Raw genomic sequence first — 18,273 nt, 5'->3', positions numbered from 1 at the left:
ACGGGCGAGCGCCCGCGACAGGGGCCGGTGGCCCGCGGCAGGGGGCCAGCGGTAACGACGTCCGGAAGCGTCCGCCTCATGCCTCGGACGCGCTCACCTCACGTCCCAGACGCGCCTCACATCCCGGAAGCGCCCGCCGAACCGCCGTCCTCGGTGCCACCGCGCTCGGCGCCACCCTCCGCAGCCGGCGTCTCCGGCACCACGGCGACCGGGCAGACCGCGTGCAGCAGCACCGCGTGCGCCACCGAGCCCAGCCGCGGGCCGATCGGCAGCCGGCGCCGGTGCCGCGCCACCACGACCAGATCGCTGCCGGCGGACGCCGCCACCAACTGCCCGGCGGCGTCCTCGGCACGCAGCCGCACCGCCACCTCGACCTCCGGGTGCCGGGCCCGGTGCGGAGCGATCGCGTCCACCAACTGCACGCCGAGCGCGTCCTCGTACTGCTGCTGCGTGCCCTCGTAGACCGCCGCGAACTCGAAGGCGGGCGGTAGCAGCATCGGCCAGTTGTAGCCGGAGACGACCTGGAGGCGGGCGCCCCGCCGGGCCGCTTCGGCGAACGCGAAGCCGACCGCGGCGGGCTCGTCGGAGGAGGGGTCCATGCCCAGGGTCACCTGGCGGACGGCCGGCGGCACCGCCTCGCCGTCCGGGCCCCGCTCGGCGCCGGCGCGGTCCGGGCGCGGCACCACCACGACCGGGCAGGCGGACCGGGCGGCGCAGGCCAGGCCGTTGGAACCGAGCAGCAGACTGGCGAAGCCGCCCCGGCCGCGCGATCCCAGGACCAGCAGTTGGCCCTCGGTACCGAGGGCGGGCAGCTCGGCGTCGGCCGGCCCGCTCAGCCCGCGGAACGCCACCTCCGGCAGCCCGGCGAGGAAGGGCCGGTCCCGCAGGCCGGCCAGCACCGGATCGCCGCCCTGCTCACCGGCCGCGGCCCGCTCGGCGGTGGCGTACGGCCAGACGTGCACCACCTGGAGCGGCGCCGCCCGTGCCCGGGCCGCATCCGCCGCCCAGCGCAACGCCCGCTCGCTGTCCAGCGACCCGTCCACGCCGACGATGACCGGCAAGGTGCCCATACACGCCTCCACCAGGAACTCGCACCCGTATCCGTCGACGGACGCCGGCCCGCCGCCCCTGTACGGCCGCGCCCCGTTTGACCGCGTGGCGACACTGGACAACTTTCGGCCGGCTGTCCCCAGCCTTCCCCCCGTCCCGACGGCCATGACAGGGACAAAGGTCCCGCCCCCGGCACGGAGTAGAGTCGAACGTCACCACCCGCCCCTCCCTCTCCCCAGCGGGGGCGCGGGCCCGAACCACTGACGCGAGGCACACTGCGGTGAACCACCCCCCGGTCGTCGAATGGACCGAGGACGAGCAGGTCCGTACCGCCCGTTGGCGTTCCGAGAACGGCGCCCGGCCACCCCGCCGGATCGTCGTCGCGGACGACCGCACCCGGGCCGACGAGGCGTACCGGCTCGCCTGCGAGGGCACCGCGCTCCTGTGGCGCGGCGACTTCCACAACGCCCGCCAGCTGCTGACCGCGCTGGCCCGCCGCGTCGACCGCCGCCCGCGCAAGAACCCGCCCGCCGACGTCACCCAGGCGTTTCACCTGCACCGCGCAGCCCAGAACCAGCGCGCCCGGATTCTCGGCATGCTGCTCATCCCGCTGACCGCCGACCTGGCCGTCCCGTTGCACCGCGCCCCCGACGTCCGCGAAGCATGCACCCGCGCCTACGGCGATCCGGACGGGACGGAGCTGCCCGCCGGTGCCACCGGGGACACTGCCACCCTGGTCTCCCTACGGGAGCTGCTCGCGCTGATCGGCGCCAACGAATGGCGCCGCAAGGGCGTGGAGATCCCGGCCCTCGGCGGCGACCGGATCCATCCGCACTACGGGGTCTTCTCCCCGGCCCGCGGCGAGTACGTCGACCTGGTGGCCGGGGCCCCGTTGCCCGGCCGGGAGCTGGCGTTCGACATCGGTACCGGCACCGGCGTGCTCGCGTCCGTACTGGCCCGCCGCGGCGTACGGCGGATCGTGGCCACCGACCAGGATCCGCGCGCACTCGCCTGCGCCCGGGAGAACACCGAACGACTGGGCGTCGCGGATCAGGTGGAGGTCGTCGAGGCGGACCTCTTCCCGGCCGGCCGGGCCCCGCTCGTCGTCTGCAACCCCCCGTGGGTGCCCGCCAAGCCCACCTCCCCTGTGGAGCGCGCGGTCTACGACCCCGGCAACCAGATGCTGCACGGCTTCCTGACCGGTCTGGCCGACCATCTGACTCCGGGCGGCGAGGGCTGGCTGATCCTCTCCGACCTGGCCGAACACCTCGGCCTGCGGTCGCGCGACGAACTCCTCGACGCCATCGCCCGGGGCGGCCTGACCGTCCTCGGCCGGCTCGACATCGCCCCCCGCCACCCGCGCGCCCGCGACACCTCCGACCCGCTGCACGTGGCCCGCGCCGCCGAGGTCACGTCCCTGTGGCGGCTGGGCACGGCGGAGTAGCCGGGACGGCGCGCAGAGCACGCAGCTAGGGCCGCAACCCGGCGCAGACCATGCGCACATAACGGTGCCAGTCCCCCGCGCCGTTCCGGATCACCGCGGCCAGCCCGCACACCGCCATCACCACATCCGCGACCTCGGCGTCCGCCCGGACCGTGCCCTCCTCCTTGCCGCGGGCGAGGAGTTGCGCGGCGACCTCCTCCGCGCGCTCCCGCCCCTCCCCGGCCGGCTCGGTGGAGCCGAACGCCGCCTCGATCGCCGCGGACAGTCCGCGCTCGGTGCTCAGCACCTCCCCGATGTGCGTGAGGTAGGCGACCAGCCCCTCGGCCGCCGTCGGGCACGCCAGGCAGCGGCTGCGCCCGAACTCGACGATCTCCGCCTGCCGTTGCTCCCCCACGGCGGCGATCAGGGCGGACCGGCTGGGGAAGTGGCGGTAGACCGTCCCGATGCCGACGCCCGCGGCACGGGCGATCTCGGGCATCTGCGCCTCGTCGCCGGACGCCCTGAACACCTCCCGCGCGGCCTCCAGCACCCGGCCGCGGTTGCGTTCGGCGTCGGCGCGCGGCCGGCGCTGCGGTGCGGAGGGGACGGAGGACGGGGACATGCCGACGATGCTACTGGCCGCGCACCGGACGGAATCGGACTCCGCCCGGCGAACCGGCCCGGCCGCCCGGCGACCACCCCGGCCCATCAGGCACGATGGTCCCATCATGAACCTCGACGACCTCGTCGCCCGGGCCCGCCGGCTCGCCGCCTCCGCTACGCCCGGCCGGCGCCGGCTGCTCGGCATCGCCGGGCCGCCGGGCGCCGGGAAGTCCACCCTCGCCATCCGGCTGGCGGCGGAGCTGTCCGGCCAGGCCGCGCTCGTCCCGATGGACGGCTTCCACCTCGCCGAGGCGGAGTTGCGCCGCCTGGGCCGTACCGGCCGCAAGGGCGCGCCGGACACCTTCGACCCCGCCGGCTACGCCGCCCTGCTGGCCCGTCTGCGCTCCCCCGAACCCGGCACGCCCGTCTACGCCCCGGCCTTCGACCGCCGCATCGAGGAGCCGGTCGCCGGCAGCATCCCGGTGGCGCCGCACATCCCGCTCGTCATCACGGAGGGCAACTACCTCCTGCTGCACTCCGATCCCTGGGCGCGGATCCGTGAACTGCTCGACGAGGTCTGGTTCATGGAGCTGGACGCCCGGGAGCGGGTGCGGCGGCTGATCGACCGCCACGAGCGGTTCGGCCGCCTGCGCGTCGACGCCGAGGATTTCGTCCGCAGCTCCGACGAGGCCAACGCCCGCCTCGTGGCGGCCACCCGCCCCCGGGCCGACCTCGTCGTCTCCTTCACCGAGGACGAGGCCCCACCCCCGCTGGACGACTGACCCCGCCCAACTCCGCACGACTCCCCCCAACTCCGTATGACGCCACCCACCTCTACATGACGCCGGCCAACTCCACAGCGTGCGGCGGCGCTTTGCTTCCGCCCGCACTTCCGCCCGTGCTTCCACACCTCTTCCAAATCGACACCGGAGATGTCATCATGACAGCATGAGTGTCATCGAGGGGGGTGCCGACGAGGGCACCGAAGCACTGCTGTACGACGTCATCCGACGCCTGTGGCCGCTGCACCGGACGATCGTGCGCGCGGTGGAGCGCGAGCTCGAAGGCACCGGCCTGACCGCCGGCGAGCACGCCCTGCTCGACGCGCTGCGCTACCACGGGCCGCGCACCGTCCCGCAGTTGGCGCGCTCACTGGGCCTGGACCGCCAGCCGGTGCAGCGCTGGGTGAACCACGCGGCGGAGCTGGGCCTGGTCGTGACGGCCCCCAATCCCGCTCACCGCCGCTCGTCCCTGATCCGGCTCACCGACGAGGGCACGGAGGTGATGCGAGGGATACAGGACGCCGAGGCGGCGGAACTCCGCCGCGGGCTGGCCGACCTGTCGACCGGTGAGGTCCGCGCGGCACTGCGGGTCCTGGATCGGCTCGGCGAGGAATTCCGGCACTTGGCGGACGGCTCGCGCGTTCCCTCGGAGGAAAGCGGCAATCCCGAAAAGCGGGACGCCACCACCCCGGACGCCGCACAGGCCGTGATACCGCCCGCAACCGGGCACCGGCCAGCGGCGCCCGCCCACCCGACCGACCGCCCGACGCCCACAGAAGGTCCCGCAGAATGACCCACGACTTCCAGGCATGGTCCGAGATCGACAACGGCACCGTGCCGATCGACGACGGCGAGCTGTTCTACGAGACGGCCGGGTCGGGGCCCGCGGTGGTACTGCTGCACGGCGGGATGCTCGACCAGCACATGTGGGACGAGCAGTTCGCCTGGCTGGTCAACTCCGGTCTGCGGGTGGTCCGTTACGACTCCCGCGGGCACGGCCTCTCCTCCACGGTGACCGGCGACTGGGCCAACCACGACGATCTGGTGGCCCTGCTGGACGCGCTCGACATACCCCGGGCCGTTCTCATCGGCCTCTCGCACGGCTCCCGGGTCGCACTGGACGCCGCGCTCGCCCACCCGGCGCGGGTGTCCGCCCTCTTCCTGGCCGCGCCCGGCATCAGCGGCCGCGCCTTCACCGACCCCTTCATCCTGGAGCACATCCGGGAGCAGGTCGCCGCGGTCGGCGAAGCGGACGGCGCGGAGCGCTATGTGGAGCACTTCCTGCGGATGTGGGTGGACGGGCCGTACCGTGCGCCGTCCGCCGTGCACCCCGGCTTCCGGGAGCGGATGCGTGCCTCCGCGTCCGCCAATGTCGAGGTGCACGCCGACGGCGTGGGCGCCGGCATGCCACTGGAGGTCGGCGCCGCGGAACGCCTGGGCGAGATACGGGTGCCGACCGCCGTCCTCGACGGCGACCTCGACTCCACCGACATTTCGGCCAACGCGCACGCCATAGCACTGCAGGTCCCCGGCGCCCGCCGCATACGCGTCCCGGCCGCCGGTCACATGGTCAACCTTGAGAACACCCCGCTCTTCGACCGGGAACTGCACGCCTTCCTGTCGTCCCTGGACCTCTGAACGCGGCCCGCCCCGCCCCGGCGGCCGCCCGGAGCGGGGCGTTCATGGCCGGTTCTCGGTCATGCCCGCTACAGTGATCGGGCCGTGGTGTTCGGGAAGACCGGTGCAGGACCTCGTGTCCCAGGCCGGCGCGGCCCTCGCCACTGTGATCGGGGAGTTTCCGCCCCTCTGCGTGCGCGCACCGTGCGCGCACCGTGCGCGCACGACGCCACTGACCGCAGCCTGCGGCCGGGAAGGCGGGGTGGACGCGGGTACCCGTAAGCCAGGAGACCGGCCACGGCATCTCACGAAGTGATCCACGAGGTGCTGGAGCGTGATGGCCGCATGGCCCTGTCCACTGACACGCCGGACAATTCCCCTTCCCCCCGCAACACCCCCGACCCCCTTGTCGGCATACCCGGATCCCCGGGATCGTTCCGCTGGCAACGCCGCGACACCGTCCGTACCGCCGGCCTGATGGCGGTGATCGCCGCGCTGCACATCGTCGCCTTCGGTGTGCTCTTCCTCCTGGTCGTACCGGGCCACTACACCGTCGGCAGCCAGGTGTTCGGCGCCGGGCTCGGCATCACCGCGTACACCCTGGGCATGCGGCACGCCTTCGACGCCGACCACATAGCGGCGATCGACAACACCACTCGCAAGCTGATGGCCGACGGCAAACGGCCGGTCTCGGTGGGCTTCTGGTTCGCGCTCGGCCACTCCAGCGTGGTCGTCGTGATGGCCGCGCTGGTGGCGGGCGGCGCCCAGCTCGCCGGCGCGCTGATGAACGACAACTCCCGTACGCACCAGACGCTCGGCCTCGTCGGCACGACCGTCTCCGGCACCTTCCTCTACCTCATCGCCGCCCTCAACCTGGTTGCCCTGGTCGGCATCCTGAAGGTCTTCCGGGCGATGCGGACGGGCGCGTACGACGAGCGGGAACTGGAGCAGCACCTGGATTCCCGGGGCTTCATGAACCGGATTCTCGGCCGCCTCACCAAGTCCATCAGCCGCCCGGGACAGATGTTCCCGCTCGGTTTCCTCTTCGGCATCGGCTTCGACACCGCGACCGAGGTGACGCTGATGGTGATGGCGGGCAGCGGCGCCGCGGCGGGCCTGCCCTGGTACGCGATCGTGTGCCTGCCGCTGCTGTTCGCCGCCGGGATGAGCCTGTTCGACACGCTCGACGGCACGTTCATGAACTTCGCGTACCAGTGGGCGTTCGCCAACCCCGTGCGCAAGGTCTACTACAACCTCACCATCACCGGCCTGTCGATCGCGGTCGCGTTCCTCATCGGCACCATCGAGCTGGTGACCGTCCTGCACGACAAGCTCGGCCTCGACGACCCGCTGACCTCGGGGATCTCCTCCCTCGACCTGGACAACGTGGGCTTCGTCATCGTCGGCCTGTTCATCGTGGTGTGGGCCGCGGCGCTGGCGTACTGGCGCTTCGGTGGCGTCGAAAAACGCTGGACCGCCCGCACGGCAACCATCAAGCCCACCCAGGCCACCCCAGTCACCCAGGCCACCGCCCCAGCACCTCACGCCGACGAGCCCAACGCCCCATAACCACCCTCACCCGCCGGACTGCGGCCCGCCCCACCACGGAAGGGACGGGCCGCCCCGCCCCAGCACTCAACAGGTGCAGCAACACCGGCAACTGGCACCCGGCACCTGCCGCCAACGCCTGCCGCCCACCGCCTCCCACCCGTGGCGCCTCAGGTGGCCGAGCCCGCCGCCGCGCCCGTCAGCAGGTCGGGGCCCCAGCGCTCCAGAGCCGCCGCCAGATCGAGCGGCCGAACCCTGTCCGCCACGTCCGGGCCCGGCCAGTCCTCCCGCGGCACCCGCCACATCACCTCGAACTCGTTACCATCAGGGTCCCGGGCGTAGAGCGACTTCGAGACCAGGTGATCACTGGCGCCCACCAGCGCATCCCGCTCCCGCAGCCCCGCCGCGATCGCCGCCAGATCGCCCAGCGTCCCGACCTCCCAGGCCAGGTGGTACAGCCCGATCCGGCCGCTCTCCGGCCCGGGCGCGTCCGACCCCACCGCGAACAGCCCCAGATCATGGTCGTTGTCCGAACCGGGCGCACGCAGAAAAGCCGCCCGCCCCGGAATCTCCATGTCGACCGTGAACCCCAGCACCTCGGTGTAGAACGCCACCGACCGCGCCACCTCACGGATGTACAACACCGCGTGATTGAGCCGCCGTACAGACATCAACCCTCCATTCCCCGTCACGCCGACCAACACCCACCGCCGGCGCCCCCAAAACCAATTTACTTGAATCTTCAAGTCACCCCCCACCATACCCACCTCCCGCCAAACACCAAACCCCCCAAATCGCCCCCGCCTTGACTTGATCGTTCTTGCCCCCTCGAGCCGACATCGGCGGAGGTGAAAACATCGCTGGTCCGGGCGCCCGTGAGGCACTCGGACGCGTCACCGGGGCCCCAGCCTGCGGCGAGCCGCCCCGGCTCCGGCTCTCGGCCACGGACGGCACGTCCGAGCTGGACAGCGCCGCCCTGGGCTCGTTCATCGCCGGCCTGGAGCACTTCGCGTTGCGGCTGCGCGGTCTCCGGCACCGGTACGACACCGTCATCCTCGGCGGCGCGACCGAGTCGGTCGACCACTATGCGCCGGCAACTCACCCGCTCGAACTCGTCGCCCCCTGCCCACCCTGGTGCGAGTACCGGGACTCGGAGGAGCACACCCCGACCGGACTCCTCGTCGACCACTTCCATGCCGCGCCCGAGAGCAGCATGGAGCTGAAGCTCCAACCCGTGATCCGCACGAAAGGGGGGCGAGAGGCCGAGTCGCTCGATCTCGTCATGGAACACGTGCCGCACGCCCGGCTGCCTCAGATCGGTCTCGACATCGGTAACAGCGAGAAGCGGCATCACGTATCCATGACGTTCAAGGAAGCCGACCAACTGCGCGCTCTTCTCAACGAGTTCATCGCGCAGGGGCGTGAGTATGCCCAACCGGATGCCATGGCGTCCCTGCAGGAGCCGATCGACTACTGCGGTGTGCGGATCGTCGAACGCGAACGCCACGTGAAGGGGTTCCGCGGACACGCTGTAGGCGACACACGACACGGCGGACCGGTCTGGGTGACGGTCCCCAAAGACACCACCGGGCCGCGTTTGGAGGAGCTGGTGACGCAGCTGCTCGCAGAGGTGCATGAAACGCAGCGGGAACTGACCGCCCCGAGCGGCGCCGAGGTTCGCCAGGCGGGTGAACCACCCGAGCCGCCGTCGTGGCTGGTGGGGAAGGACGCCGCCTGAGCGGTCAGAAGGCGGGCGGCTCAACAGCGCTCGCCTGTCCCCCGAAAAGCAAAAATGCCCTTCCGAAGCATGATCCGGAAGGGCATTTTCTGCGTTTTCGCTGGTCAGCGCGGTGGGCACAACAGGATTTGAACCTGTGACATCTGCTTTGTAAGAGCAGCGCTCTACCGCTGAGCTATGCGCCCTGGACGAGCCGACAGACTACCTTGCCCTGGGGCCAGGACTGCAAACCCGGGCCGAGGGGCGGAACGGCGCGGTGTGGGCGTGCGCACGGGGGGGCGGGGTGGTGGGTGGGGGTGAGAACTCACCGGCCGGGATGTTCGTTCGGGTGGGTGGGAGAATGTCAGCCGGTCCTGGGGCGATCCGATCGGGAGAGGGATGTGACGGCGACACACATGCAGTCCGGGCGGGAGGACCGCCGGCGCGCCCGCGGGAGCCGGTTCGGCCGGGCGGCGCGGGAGGCCGTGGGGCTCGTCCTGCTGCCGTTGCCGCTGCTGGTGGCGGTGGCGCCGATGGCGTTCGCCGGGGGCGGCACCCGGCGGTGGTTCGGGCGCGGGGAGAGCCAGCGGGCCGACGCGCAGGCCGCGAAGGACGCCGCGGCGGCGGCGTTCTACGAGCTCGACTCCGCCCACCGCGACCTGCGGATCTCCGTGGAGACGATCACGGCCGTCGACGACTCCCCGCGGGCCCGGCAGGCCGCGGCCGAGTACGAGAGCTTCGGCCGGCGGATCGACCAGGTCAGCCAGGGGTACATCACCGCCGTCGACTCCCATGATCTCGACCGGGACGACATCGACGGCGCGGCGCTCGCGCGGGCGCGCGCCGATCTGACCCGGGCCCGGGAGGAGCTGGAGCGGGTCCGCGGCGAGCTGGACTGGTTCGCGCAGAGCCTCGCGCCGTTGCTGCAGAACGCCGAGACCCAGCTGGCGCGGGTGGCCCCGGCCGTGGAGCAGGCCCGGCAGGCGCTGCTGGCGGCGAGCAACGCGCTGGACGCGGTCCGGGGGCAGGGCCTGCGCGCGGACGACCTCGCGGCGCGGCTGGCGGCGCTCGGCCCGGAGCTGACCAAGCTGAACCAGGGGGCCGCACAGCACGGCGTACCGGAGACCATCCGGCGTGCGGAGGAGGTGCAGCGGCAGGCCGGGGCGATCGGGTCGGAGGCCGAGCGGCTGCCGGCGACCGCCGCGGAGATCGACCGGCGGCTGGTGTCGCTGCGGACCCGCGCGGACGCCATCACCACCCGTGCGCAGCAGGTCGCCCCCGTCCTCAGTGAGCTGCGGCGGCGGTACAGCGCGGCGTGCTGGCAGGACCTCCAGAAGGTGCCCGACCAGGCGGTGACCTCCGTCGAGCAGGCCCGGACCGCCCTCCAGGAGGCCGGCCAGGCCCGTACGGAGCAGCGCTGGGCGGACGCGACCAGCCGGCTGGCGACCGCGCGGGCGCTGCTCAACACCACCGACGAGGCGGTGTCGGCGGCCGGCGACCGGTTGCGGCGGCTGGACGCGGTGGCGGCCGACCGGCAGCAGGAGATCGAGCGGACGCGGTTCGCGGTCCGGGACGCGCAGCGGCTGGCGATGGCCGGGCGCAGCACGCCCGATCCGCGGCACGCCGGGCCGCTGGACGAGGCGGTGGCGCGGTTGGATCGGGCGGTCGCGGGTCTGGAGGGGCGCCACCCGGACTGGTGGCACTTCCTGACCGAGACCGAGGCGGTGCGGGAGACGGCGGCCCGGGTGGTGCAGGAGATCCGCGATGAGCGGGGCGGGGCGGCGCGATGAGCGGGCGGGGCGGCGGCGGGCGGCGGACGTTGAGAGGGTGACGGCGAGTAGCGGTAGCCGCTGAGCTCGTTGTTCCCTTCCTCCGCGTGCCGCAACGGCGGGTCTCCGCGTTCCGCAAGGGCGGGCCGTGCGTTCTGCCAACGGCAGACCGTGCGTTCCGCGATGGCACGAAATCCCCGTGTGTCGGATGCTGGAGACCTGGACTGAACTGAGTACCGGACTGAGTACGGCCCAGGCGGTTCGACTGCGCGAAGGAGGCCGGAGATGGCTGCTACCGGTGCACCTGGCCAAGTGCTGCACAGGCCCACCAACCCCCTCCGCCGGTTCAAGCGGCGGCGCGCCCAGATCAACGAGCACCTGCCCGTGGACCACCGGCTGAACCGGGTCTACCGCATCGGTGCGGGCCTGATGGGGCTGGTGCTGGTCGCGTTCGGCATCCTCGGCCTGACCCACCACATCGGGTTCTTCGACACCGGCGGTGCGACCGTGGCCGGGCTGAACACCAATGGTTCGCTCAGCGTGCTCTCGATCGTCGTCGGGGCGGTGCTCTTCGCCGGAATGGTGGTCGGCGGGAACTTCGCCTCCACCCTCAACATCGTGCTCGGCGGGCTCTTCCTGCTGAGCGGGTTCGTGAATCTGGGGCTGCTGCAGACCGACGCCAACTTCCTCGCCTTCAAGATCCAGAACGTGCTCTTCAGCTTCGTGGTGGGGCTGTTGCTGCTGGTGTTCGGCATGTACGGGCGGGTCAGCGGCGGGCTGTCGCACGACAACCCGTACTGGCGCGCCAGGCATCCGGAGGAGGCCGAACGCTTCGCCAGCGGGGAGCTGCACCCGGTGTCCGGGATGACGGCCGGCCGGCAGTCGGCGCGGAGGCGGATGCAGGGCTCCTGGCACGGCGGGCTCGGCTCGCTCGGCCCGGGCACCAGCCGCACCGGGCCGCACCCCCGGCACACCGGTGCGCACACCGGTGCGCGCGCGGATACCTCTGCGGATACCTCTGGCGAGGGTGCGGCGGGCACGCGTCCCGGCGGAGCGCCCCCGGCCGGCAGCTCCGAGGAGCTGTGAAGTCCGCGGAGCCGTGAGGGGCGAACGGGAAAAGGATGTGCTGCTGTGCTGCTCGGTGCGCTCTGACGGTTGCGGTCGGTGTGCGGAGGCGTACGGAGGCGCGCGGCCGGCGTAACCGGCGTGCGGGCACGCGGACTTCGGGCATGCGGACCTGTGGAACCCGGGAGCAGCGGGCCGGCGGGCGCGCGACTCCGGAAGCCGGGAGCCGGGAGCACCGGGCAGGTGGGAGCGACCATGGGGCAGTTGGGGAATCCCGCCTCGTATGCGGGGCACGGGCCGCACGGCGCGGCCGTCGAGGCGCTCGCCAGGCGGATCTTCGAGGGCGGCTACGGCGAGGGGGACGTGCTCGCCCTGCCGGAGCTGATGGCGGAGCTGGGCGTGAGCCGGACCGTGCTGCGCGAGGTGGTGAAGGTGCTGACCACCAAGGGCCTGCTCGCCACCCGCCAGAACCACGGCACGTACGTCCGGCCCCGGGAGGAGTGGAACCTCCTCGACTCCGACGTGCTGCGCTGGAAGCTCGCGGCCGGTGCGTCGTCCGACTTCTTCGCCGACATGCTCGAACTGCGCCGGTCCATCGAGCCCGCGGCCTCCGCGCTGGCCGCCGAGCGGCGTACCGACGACGACCTCGAAGCGCTCAACGCCGCGCTGAGCGCGATGTCCGCGACCGAGGACGATCCCGTGCTGCTCGTCCGGGCCGATGCCTCCTTCCACACCGCGATGCTGCTCGCGTCCAACAACCGCTTCTACGCGCAGATGCACCGGGTGATCGTGCCCGTGATCATCCAGCGCGGCCGGGAGGTGTACACCTCCGGAGCCTTCGAGCATCCGCACACCGTGCACGCGGCGGTGGCCGAGGCCGTACGCGACCGGGACCTGGACGGGGCGTACATGGCGATGCTGGAACTGCTCGACAAGTCGGCGCGCGAGCATCCGTAGGGCCCGGGCGGGCGTCCCGGCGAGCGGGCACCCACGGCGAGTGAGTGCGCTCCTCCCGGCGAGTGGGCATCTCTCCGTAGGCGAACGCCCACGCCTCCGTGGGTAGACGCCCCCGACGGACGCCGCGACGGAAGGACGGGCCCCGCGCCATGGCCGACTCCCTGAAGATCACCCGTGTCGAGACCTTTCTCGCGCCGCCGCGCTGGCTGTTCGTCCGGGTGGAGACCGACCAGGGCGTCGTGGGCTGGGGCGAGCCGGTGGTCGAGGGGCGGGCCGAGCCGGTCCGGGCAGCCGTGGCGGTGCTGGCGGAATATCTCCTCGGGCAGGACCCGGCGCGTATCGAGGACCACTGGCAGGTGATGACCAAAGGCGGCTTCTACCGGGGCGGCCCGGTGCTCTCCTCCGCCGTCGCCGGCCTGGACCAGGCGCTGTGGGACATCAAGGGGAAGCACTGCGGGCTGCCCGTCCACCAGTTGCTCGGCGGGCCGGTGCGCGAGCGGGTGCGGGCCTATGCCTGGGTCGGAGGCGACGAGCCGGCGGAGATCCGGGACGCGCTGACCGCGCAGATCGCCGCGGGTTTCACCGCGGTCAAGATGAACGGCTGCGGGCGGCTGTCCCCGCTGGCGACCCGCGCGGAGGTGCGCGCGTGCCTGCGGCGCGCCGAAACCGCCCGTGAAGTCCTCGGCGACGACCGGGACTTCGCCCTCGACTTCCATGGCCGTGTCTCCCCCTCCAATGCCCGCAGACTGCTGCCGCTGCTGGCGGAATACGCGCCGATGTTCGTCGAGGAGCCCGTCCTCCCCGACCACACGCACGCGCTGCCCTCCCTCGTCGACGCGTCCGGAATTCCGCTCGCACTGGGTGAACGCCTCTACACCCGCCGTGAATTCCTGACCCCGCTCCAGGCCGGGATCGCGGTGGTGCAGCCCGATGTCTCGCACGCCGGCGGGATCTCCGAGCTGCGCCGGATCGCCGCGTTGGCGGAGACCTACGGGGCCCATCTCGCCCCGCACTGCCCGCTCGGCCCGGTCGCCCTCGCCGCCAGCCTCCAAGTGGCCTTCACCACCCCGAACTTCCTCATCCAGGAGCAGTCCCTGGGCATCCACTACCACCGGGACGCCGAGCTGCTGGACTACGTCGCCGACCCCGCGCCGTTCCGCTTCGACGGCGGCGCGCTGCTGCGGACGGACCGGCCGGGGCTCGGGGTGGAAGTGGACGAGGCGGCCGTGCGCGCGGCGGACGCGGCGGGCGGCCACGCCTGGCGGAACCCGGTCTGGCGGTACGAGGACGGCGGCCTCGCCGAATGGTGACGAGCCCCCCGCACACCGCCGGCCGCCCCGGCGGGCATGCCCGCAACCTGGCCGCGCCCCGTAATCTGGGCGCATGCCCCGTTACGAATACCGCTGCCGTCCCTGCGGGACCACCTTCGAGCTGAACCGGCCGATGGCCGAGTCGTCCGCCCCGGCCGTCTGCCCCGACGGCCACGAGGACACCGTCAAGCTGCTCTCGACCGTCGCCGTCGGGGGGACCGCGGCGGCCCCGGCCGCCCCGCGCGGCGGGGGCGGCGGCTGCTGCGGGGGCGGCTGCTGCGGCTGACGCCGGCCGGGCCCGCGGGCTACCGCTTGCGGGCCAGCGTCACCCCGTCCGCCACGGTGAGCAGCACCGCATCCATCCGGCCGTCCGCCAGGACGTGGTCGTTGAACTCCCGGATCGACAGGGCCGAGCCGGTCGCCGCGGGGTCGGTGACCGCGCCGTGGTACAGGACGTTGTCCGCGACGAGCAGTCCACCGGGCCGCAGCCGCGGCACCAGCTCCTCCCAGTACGCGATGTAGCCGCTCTTGTCGGCGTCGAGGTAGACCAGGTCGACGTGCGGCTCGGCCGGCATCGCCCGGAGGCTCTCCAGCGCGGGGGCCAGCCGCAGCCGGATGCGGTCCGCGACCCCGGCCCGCGCCCAGGCTTCCCGGGCGCAGGCGGTCCACTCCTCGGAGATGTCGCAGGTGGTCACCGTGCCGTCGGCGGGCAGCGCGCGGGCCATGGCGAGGGTGGCGAAGCCGGTGAACGTCCCCACCTCGACGACCTGCCGGGCCCCGGTCAGGCGGACCAGGAACGCCAGCAGCGGCGCCTGCTCGGGTGCCGACAGCATCCCCGCCGCCTCGGGGAACCGCTCGCGGGTGACGTCCACGAGGTCCTGGAGCACGGGGTCCAGGGGCGGCTGGTGCGCCAGCACGTAGTCGTACAGCTCCGGTGTGAGCGGTGCACTCTTGGGCTCGGCCACGGGCTCTCCTCCCGGTCGCGGGCAGCCCGTTGAGCCTATTGCGGCCGCCCGCGGCGTGTCATCAGGCGCGCCCCGAAGCGGTGGCACCGTCGAGGAAGGCGCGGGTGATCACCTCGCCGGCGGCCACGCCCCGTTCGGCGAGGGCGGTGACGTGCGGGGCCTGCCAGCCGGTGTCGGCCAGTTCGCCGTGGCCCGGGCGCCAGCCGCGGTCCGCGGCCAGCAGCAGGTCGGTGTCGAGCAGCGAGTCGCCGGCCGCGAGGATGCCGGGGGCGCCGGTGCGGCGGGCCACCTCGGCCACCGCGGCGCTCTTGGTGAGCGGCCCGGGCACGGCGTAGATCTTGCGGCCCTGGAGGGAGACCGTCCAGCCGCGCGGCCCGGCCCAGGCGGCCAGGTCCTCGACCCAGGATGCGGGCAGCAGCGACCGCTCCACGACGAGATAGGCGAAGAGGCCCTCGGCGGTACGGGCCGAGCGCAGCCAGGCCGGGTCGGCGGTGCGGTCCAGATGCGCCCGGATCTCGTCGAGCGGCGCGCACCGGGCGGCGAGCCGGGCGGCGACGGTGCGCCGCCAGTCCGGGTCGGGCTCGCCCCGGACGAGCAGCTGGCCGCCGTTGGCGCAGACCGCGAACTCCGGCGGCGGGCCGGGCAGACGGATGCGCCGGTACTGCTCGCGGGTACGGGTGGTGGCCGGTACGAAGGTGGTGCGGCGGGCGAGTTCGGTGAGCAGGGCGGCGGCCGTCTCGGTCATGTAGGAGAGCGGGCGGCCCTCATAGATCTCGACGCAGAGCAGCCGGGGGGCGGCCGCGTCCGGGCCGGTGAGGTGGAGCGCGGCGGCCGAGTAGATCAGGGTGCGGTCGAGGTCGCTGGCGACCAGCGGGGCGGGGGTGGTCATCGGGAGGCCACCGCCCGGCCGTCGGCGCCGGTGGCACCGCGGGTGAAGCGGGGGTGGATCAACCCGACGCAGGTGTAGGGGAGTTCGTCGACCTCCTCGACGGGCACGCCGCGCTGCCCGGCCAGCAGGCGGACGTGGTCGAGGTCGCGGCCGGCGCCGCGCCGGGCGAGGATCCGCCAGGGGACCCGGCGCAGCAGGACCCGGGTGGTCTCGCCGACGCCGGGTTTGACGAGGTTGACGTCGTGGATGCCGTACTCCGCGCTGATCCGCTCGACGGCGGCCCAGCCGGCCCAGGTCGGGGTGCGGTCGGCGGCGGCCAGTTCGCGCGCGTCGGCGGCGACCGCGTCGGCGACCTCGGCGAAGCGTGCGGTGACGGTGTCCAGGAACTCCGCCGAGAGGTCGGCGCCGGCCAGTTCGCGGTAGAACTTGGCGCCGTGGAAGTCGTCCGGGCCGACCAGGTCGGCGCGCAGGACGGTGCGCGAGACCAGCCCGGAGACGGTGGAGTTCAGGCAGGCGGACGGGATGAGGAAGTCGTCGCGGGTGCCGTAGGTCTCGACGCAGCCGCCGGGGTCGGCGAGCACCGCGATCCGCGGGTCGAAGCCGGGGCCCTCAGCGGAGTCGGGACGCTCGGCGAAGTCGGCCAGGGCGCCGGCGAGTTCGCGGGTGATGGCGCCCTTGCCCGTCCAGCCGTCGACGAAGACCACGTCCGCCGGGTCGTGGTGGGCGGCGAGCCAGCGCAGGGCGGTGGTGTCGATGCCCCGGCCGCGGACGATGGAGACGGCGTAGTGCGGCAGGTCCAGGCCGCGGGTGTGCGCGGCCCAGCGGCGCATCAGGATGCCGACGGGGGTGCCGGCCCGGGCGAGGGAGACCAGGACGGGGCGTGGGCCCCGCTCCGCGAGGACGGTCTCGGTGACCGCGCCGACGGCGCGGGCGATCCGGCCGGCGGAGCTGCGCAGCGCGGCGTGGAACAGCTCCTGGTACTCCGCGCTGGGCTGGTACTCGACCGGCAGCGACTCGGCGTAGTGGGCGCCGCCCTGCTGGATCGCCTCCTCGCGCTCCTCGGTGGGCGCCTCCAGGGTGACGCCGGACAGGTCCTGGAGCAGCCAGCCGACCTCGTCGGGGGCGTAGGAGGAGAAGGCGGGACCGCGCAGCGGGCCGGGGAGCGCGCCGCGCGGGGTGTGCGCGGGGACGACGGCCAGCAGCAGCCGGTCGGTGTGGTCGGCGAGCCGGTCCAGGAGGCCGCCGGGGGCGTGGAGTTCGGGCCGGTCGCCGGCGGAGTCGACGACGGCCACGACGGCGTCGAAGCGGCGCCCGGGGTCGCTGCCGGGGGCGACGTTGTAGGCGTAGCGCTCCCCCGGGCCGTCCGCCGGGCGGTCGTGGGCGGGGAACGCCAGGCGGGTGCGGATGGCGTAGCCGGGGTCGTCGACGGCGAGCACCGGCGAGCGGGTGGTGGTCGAGAAGTGCACGGTCGCGCCGGTCCCGGCGAGGTGCGCGTCCAGGGCGCCGGCCAGCCGCAGCGGGGCGTACATCAGCTCCTCGTTGCCGAGGACGAGGATACGGCGGGCGGCGCCGAGGCGGCCGGCGATCCGGGCGGCCATGGCGGGCAGGTGCTCCTCCAGGCGCGCGCGGTGGGCGGGGGTGAAGCCGTGCCGTCCGCCGTCGGGCAGGCCGGCGGGCCAGCCGAGGTCGACGCGGAGCGCTTCGGGGCGCCGGGCCGCGCCGCGCTCGGCGGGCGCGGGCGGCTCCTCGTATGCGGCGACCAGTTCCCGGCCGCGCTCCAGGACGTCGGCGGGCAGCCGGACGCCGCCGGCGGCCAGGGCCACCACGTCGACCCGGGCGCCCAGTTCGGCGGCGCACTGGGCCAGCCGTTCCTGGTCCGCGGCGGAGCGCATGTCCACCAGGGCGACGATGACGTACCGCTGCCGCGGGTGGCGGGCGTGCAGCGCGCGGAGGGTGTTCAGCACCGTCCGCCCGGTGGAGAACTCGTCGTCGACGAGGACCAGGGGGCCGTCGCCGGCGAGCAGGGCGGGGTCCTCGGGGAGCAGCAGGTGCGAGGTGGCGTGGCTGTGCTCCTCCTCGAAGCCGGCGGCGTGCGGCACGCCGGGGACCGGCCGGCGGGTGGAGTGCAGATACGGGGCGAGCGCCAGCCCGTCGGCGACCGAGTGGCCCAGTGCGGTGGCGGTCTCGGCGTAACCGAGGACGACGGCGCGGGCGGCGTCGGCGTCGCCGAGCAGGGCGCGCACCCGGCGGCCCAGTCCGGTGCCGGCGCCGTGCACCACGTCGGGGCGCTGCGGGATGTGCTTGCCGAGGACGTGGGAGACGAGCAGGTGGGCGCGTCTGGGGTTGCGCCGCAGCGCCAGCCCGAGCAGCTCCGGCAGCTCGTCCGCGCCGCTCAGCGCGACCCCGAGCCGTCGGGCGACCCACTCTCCCGTCCACACCACGTGCCGTGTCTCCTGCGTCGCCGCGTCCATGCCGCCGTCCGTGCCGTCGTTCATGCCCTTGCTCTTGCCGTCGCTCTTGCTGCCGTTCGTGTCCGCCATGGTCACCGTCACCGTCGCCGTCGTCGTCTTCCGTGCTC

Annotated in this window: 17 protein-coding genes, 1 tRNA gene and 1 riboswitch; of the genes, 11 read left to right on the top strand and 7 right to left on the bottom strand. The window is 73.6% G+C overall.

Features of this window, described 5'->3' with window-relative positions; all coding sequences use genetic code 11:
* Positions 1-116 precede the first annotated feature (116 nt).
* Complete coding sequence (locus ACRAS8_RS24740) at positions 117-1,070, bottom strand: universal stress protein (protein WP_438488188.1); 954 nt, start codon at positions 1,068-1,070, stop codon at positions 117-119.
* Between the two features lie 260 nt (positions 1,071-1,330).
* Here ACRAS8_RS24740 and ACRAS8_RS24735 point away from each other — a divergent pair, with 260 nt between their 5' ends.
* On the top strand, positions 1,331-2,494 hold the full coding sequence (locus ACRAS8_RS24735; RefSeq protein WP_438488187.1) for a methyltransferase: 1,164 nt from the start codon (positions 1,331-1,333) through the stop codon (positions 2,492-2,494).
* A 25-nt stretch (positions 2,495-2,519) separates the two neighbouring features.
* Here ACRAS8_RS24735 and ACRAS8_RS24730 read toward each other — a convergent pair whose 3' ends face one another.
* Positions 2,520-3,095 carry a TetR/AcrR family transcriptional regulator gene (locus ACRAS8_RS24730; RefSeq protein ID WP_438488186.1) on the bottom strand — a complete coding sequence of 192 codons (576 nt, stop codon included), beginning with the start codon at positions 3,093-3,095 and terminating at the stop codon, positions 2,520-2,522.
* A 106-nt stretch (positions 3,096-3,201) separates the two neighbouring features.
* On the opposite strand from ACRAS8_RS24730, the gene ACRAS8_RS24725 reads away from it, so the two are divergent.
* The 4 genes from ACRAS8_RS24725 to ACRAS8_RS24710 all read left to right on the top strand — a co-directional run bounded on the left by ACRAS8_RS24725 (position 3,202) and on the right by ACRAS8_RS24710 (position 7,044).
* Complete coding sequence (locus tag ACRAS8_RS24725) at positions 3,202-3,858, top strand: nucleoside/nucleotide kinase family protein (RefSeq protein WP_438488185.1); 657 nt, start codon at positions 3,202-3,204, stop codon at positions 3,856-3,858.
* A gap of 166 nt (positions 3,859-4,024) precedes the next feature.
* Entirely contained in the window at positions 4,025-4,651 is a 627-nt protein-coding gene (locus ACRAS8_RS24720) for a MarR family winged helix-turn-helix transcriptional regulator (RefSeq protein WP_438488184.1), read from the top strand.
* The gene (locus ACRAS8_RS24715) at positions 4,648-5,496 is read left to right on the top strand and encodes an alpha/beta fold hydrolase (RefSeq protein WP_438488183.1); all 849 of its coding nucleotides are present in this window, start codon (positions 4,648-4,650) and stop codon (positions 5,494-5,496) included. The genes ACRAS8_RS24720 and ACRAS8_RS24715 overlap by 4 nt, the downstream gene beginning before the upstream one ends.
* A 68-nt stretch (positions 5,497-5,564) precedes the next feature.
* A riboswitch (cobalamin riboswitch) is annotated at positions 5,565-5,789 on the top strand.
* Between the two features lie 31 nt (positions 5,790-5,820).
* On the top strand, positions 5,821-7,044 hold the full coding sequence (locus tag ACRAS8_RS24710; protein ID WP_438488182.1) for a HoxN/HupN/NixA family nickel/cobalt transporter: 1,224 nt from the start codon (positions 5,821-5,823) through the stop codon (positions 7,042-7,044).
* A 149-nt stretch (positions 7,045-7,193) separates the two neighbouring features.
* Here ACRAS8_RS24710 and ACRAS8_RS24705 read toward each other — a convergent pair whose 3' ends face one another.
* Positions 7,194-7,694, bottom strand: a complete 501-nt coding sequence (locus ACRAS8_RS24705; protein ID WP_438488181.1) for a VOC family protein — start codon at positions 7,692-7,694, stop codon at positions 7,194-7,196.
* A 149-nt stretch (positions 7,695-7,843) separates the two neighbouring features.
* Between ACRAS8_RS24705 and ACRAS8_RS24700 the strand changes: the two genes are divergently transcribed.
* A complete protein-coding gene (locus tag ACRAS8_RS24700) occupies positions 7,844-8,761 on the top strand; it encodes a DUF6907 domain-containing protein (protein ID WP_438488180.1) in 918 nt (305 codons plus the stop codon).
* Between the two features lie 113 nt (positions 8,762-8,874).
* Here ACRAS8_RS24700 and ACRAS8_RS24695 read toward each other — a convergent pair.
* Positions 8,875-8,946: transfer RNA gene (locus tag ACRAS8_RS24695), tRNA-Val, on the bottom strand.
* Between the two features lie 195 nt (positions 8,947-9,141).
* Here ACRAS8_RS24695 and ACRAS8_RS24690 point away from each other — a divergent pair.
* The 5 genes from ACRAS8_RS24690 (at position 9,142) to ACRAS8_RS24670 (ending at position 14,127) form a co-directional block, all read left to right on the top strand.
* A complete protein-coding gene (locus ACRAS8_RS24690; RefSeq protein WP_438488179.1) occupies positions 9,142-10,530 on the top strand; it encodes a hypothetical protein in 1,389 nt (462 codons plus the stop codon).
* A gap of 264 nt (positions 10,531-10,794) precedes the next feature.
* Entirely contained in the window at positions 10,795-11,595 is an 801-nt protein-coding gene (locus ACRAS8_RS24685; protein ID WP_438488178.1) for a DUF4383 domain-containing protein, read from the top strand.
* 222 nt (positions 11,596-11,817) lie between these two features.
* Entirely contained in the window at positions 11,818-12,531 is a 714-nt protein-coding gene (locus ACRAS8_RS24680; protein WP_438488177.1) for a FadR/GntR family transcriptional regulator, read from the top strand.
* Positions 12,532-12,692: 161 nt separating this feature from the next.
* A complete protein-coding gene (gene dgoD / locus ACRAS8_RS24675) occupies positions 12,693-13,841 on the top strand; it encodes a galactonate dehydratase (protein WP_438490586.1) in 1,149 nt (382 codons plus the stop codon).
* Positions 13,842-13,914: 73 nt separating this feature from the next.
* Entirely contained in the window at positions 13,915-14,127 is a 213-nt protein-coding gene (locus ACRAS8_RS24670; protein ID WP_018539697.1) for an FmdB family zinc ribbon protein, read from the top strand.
* A gap of 19 nt (positions 14,128-14,146) precedes the next feature.
* Here the strand turns inward: ACRAS8_RS24670 and ACRAS8_RS24665 are convergent, their stop codons facing one another.
* The 3 genes from ACRAS8_RS24665 to ACRAS8_RS24655 form a co-directional block, all read right to left on the bottom strand.
* Positions 14,147-14,806, bottom strand: coding sequence for an O-methyltransferase (locus tag ACRAS8_RS24665; protein ID WP_438488176.1), 660 nt, complete (start codon positions 14,804-14,806; stop codon positions 14,147-14,149).
* Between the two features lie 61 nt (positions 14,807-14,867).
* A complete protein-coding gene (locus ACRAS8_RS24660) occupies positions 14,868-15,695 on the bottom strand; it encodes an HAD family hydrolase (protein WP_438488175.1) in 828 nt (275 codons plus the stop codon).
* On the bottom strand, positions 15,692-18,190 hold the full coding sequence (locus ACRAS8_RS24655; protein ID WP_438490585.1) for a phosphoribosyltransferase: 2,499 nt from the start codon (positions 18,188-18,190) through the stop codon (positions 15,692-15,694). The genes ACRAS8_RS24660 and ACRAS8_RS24655 overlap by 4 nt, the downstream gene beginning before the upstream one ends.
* Positions 18,191-18,273: the final 83 nt, after the last annotated feature.

The sequence above is a fragment of the Streptomyces sp. S186 genome (genome assembly GCF_051603415.1).
Lineage (GTDB): Bacteria > Actinomycetota > Actinomycetes > Streptomycetales > Streptomycetaceae > Streptomyces.
This window is presented reverse-complemented; position numbering and strand designations above follow the sequence as displayed.